This window comes from Dietzia sp. DQ11-44 (assembly GCF_014145205.1).
Lineage (GTDB): Bacteria > Actinomycetota > Actinomycetes > Mycobacteriales > Mycobacteriaceae > Dietzia > Dietzia natronolimnaea.
In genome coordinates this window covers 1-2129 of the sequence record NZ_JAALEC010000380.1, presented here as the reverse complement: position 1 = coordinate 2129, position 2129 = coordinate 1, and the positions used below count along the sequence as shown (strand labels likewise).

Genomic DNA, 2129 nt, shown 5'->3' with positions numbered 1-2129 from the left:
TCCGCCGGTCTCCGTCGTGCTCCTCGGTGTCCTGGCGTGTGCCGGGGTGCTGGCGTGGTCTCTCGCCACCCGTCGGCGCACCGGGGCGGTCTGGGCTGCGGTCGCGCTGTACCCGCTGCTCTCCGTGGTGCTGGTCGCGGTGGGGCGGGCGGGCCCGGACACCGCGGCGGAGATCGTCCAGACCCTCCGGTACCACCCCGAATTCCCGCTGGTCCTGGGCGCCGCCGCGGCGCTGGCGTTGTCGGCGCCACGACGGGGTACCTCCACGGCCGGGCGCAGGTCGGTGCCGGCGGGCGTGGTGGTGCTCATCGCGCTGCTCGCCTCCTCAGCGGTCTCGACCCTGACCTATCGGACGACGTGGTCCGAACAGCCCTCCCGCGACTACGCCCTCCCCCTGCTCGAGACGCTGCATGATCGGAGCGCCCCGCTGCTCGACCAGGATCTCCCGCTCGAGGTCCTCCTCCCGGTCACCGCACCGTCACACCGGCTCTCGTCGTTGCTCGCGGGTGTTCCCGGGATCCCGCCGGTGACCGGGTGGACCACTGATCCGGTCGTGATCGACGCCCTCGGCACCCTTCATCCGGCCGAGGTCGCGGCGCTCCGGACGATCCCCCAGGGGCCCGAGCCCGGCTGCGGATACCGGGTCTCCGGGGGCGGTGCCCGGATCCCGCTCGACGGCCCCCTGATCGACCGGGACTGGCTCGTCCAGCTCAATCTCTTCGCCGACGCGGACGGCGAGGTGGATGTCCGCCTCGACGAGGGCGCCGAGGTGACGGTGCCGGTGTCGGCGGGTCTGGGAACGGTGTTCGTACGCGTCGAGGGGTCCGGTACCGGGGTCACCTTCACTCCCGAAGGGGGCCTTGGGGAGTTGTGCATCGGCAGCGGACCGGTCGGAGTCCTCGTGCCGCGCTGAGGGCCGCGGGGCGGGTGGCCCATAATGGTCGGATCGGATGAGTACGACAGGGACGGAGGCAGGTCATCGACATCGCGATGGTCATGCTGACCCTCACCGCGCTCCTCGTGGTCCCCGGGCTGATCGTGGGACTGGCCGCACGGCTCCCGCTCCGGTTGGCGGTGGGCACGTCGATCCCCGTGTCCGCGGGGATCGTCACGATCGCCACCTACGCGTACGGCCGGACGGGTGTGCCGTGGTCCCTGGGCGCGTATGCGGTGGCCACGGCGGTCACCGCGGTGATCGTCGGGCTGGTGGGGTTGCTCATCTCCGGGACGCTGTGGATCCGGCGGCGCCGTAGGGGGCGGGTGGGTGACACGCCGCGTGCCCGCCGCTCGTGGTGGTGGCTGCTCCCGGCCGCGTCGATCCCGGTGAGCGCGTGGCTGATCGGGCAGATGATCCTCACCGAGCTCTCGGCCACGCCGGGCGGCACCGCCAACGTCTTCCAGGGCTGGGACGCCCACTGGCACGCCAACTACATCCGGTTCATCCACGACACGGGACTGGCGTCCCCGGACCAGGCGGGCGAGCTCCGGTACCCGGAGAACGGGGCCACCCTCTACTACCCGAGCACCTGGCACGCGATCGCCGCCCTGGTCATGGGGCTGCGCGGCATCGGGGCGGTCGAGACCTACAACCTGGTGCAGATCGGCGCCATGGCGCTGGCGTTCCCGCTCGGTGTGGCCGCACTCGCCTGGCTCATCACCCACCGGCGCTTCTCCCGACCGGCCGCCGCCACCTCGGCCGCGGTCGCGGCCATGGCCACCCCGCTGTTCCCCGGGTTGCCGTTCGTCGAGGTGATGGTGGCAGCGACCCCCTCCGGCGTGGCCAACGGGCTGGCGGGCCTGGTGGCCGCGGTCGTGGTGGCCGCGCTGGCGGACCGACGTCTCGTGCCCGCCGCCGCCCTCGGCCTGGTCGGCGTCGGGGGCATCCACCCGTCAGCCATGGTGACCGCCGCGGTGTTCGTGCTGTTCTGGTGGCTGTTCGAGGGGCTGTGGCGCCCGGTCCGGGGCCGGTTGCGGGACTTCGTCGTCCTGGCCGGGATCGGCCTGGCGGGCGTGCTCACGCTGCTGCCCCAGGTCCTCACCGTCTCCGAGGACGCGGACGAGATCTCGGCCTTCGAGTTCGAGATCAACGCCGACCGGGCGGCCGTCTGGGGCCGGGCCGTGGCGCTACA

General features: G+C 72.9%; 1 protein-coding gene and 1 pseudogene. Both read left to right on the top strand.

Going from position 1 to position 2129, the window contains the following annotated elements:
* Positions 1-913: pseudogene (locus tag G6018_RS10085) on the top strand (hypothetical protein); the annotation flags it as partial.
* An 83-nt stretch (positions 914-996) separates the two neighbouring features.
* Positions 997-2129: DUF6541 family protein (locus tag G6018_RS10080; RefSeq protein WP_347237848.1), on the top strand; the 1133-nt coding region annotated here is incomplete at its 3' end.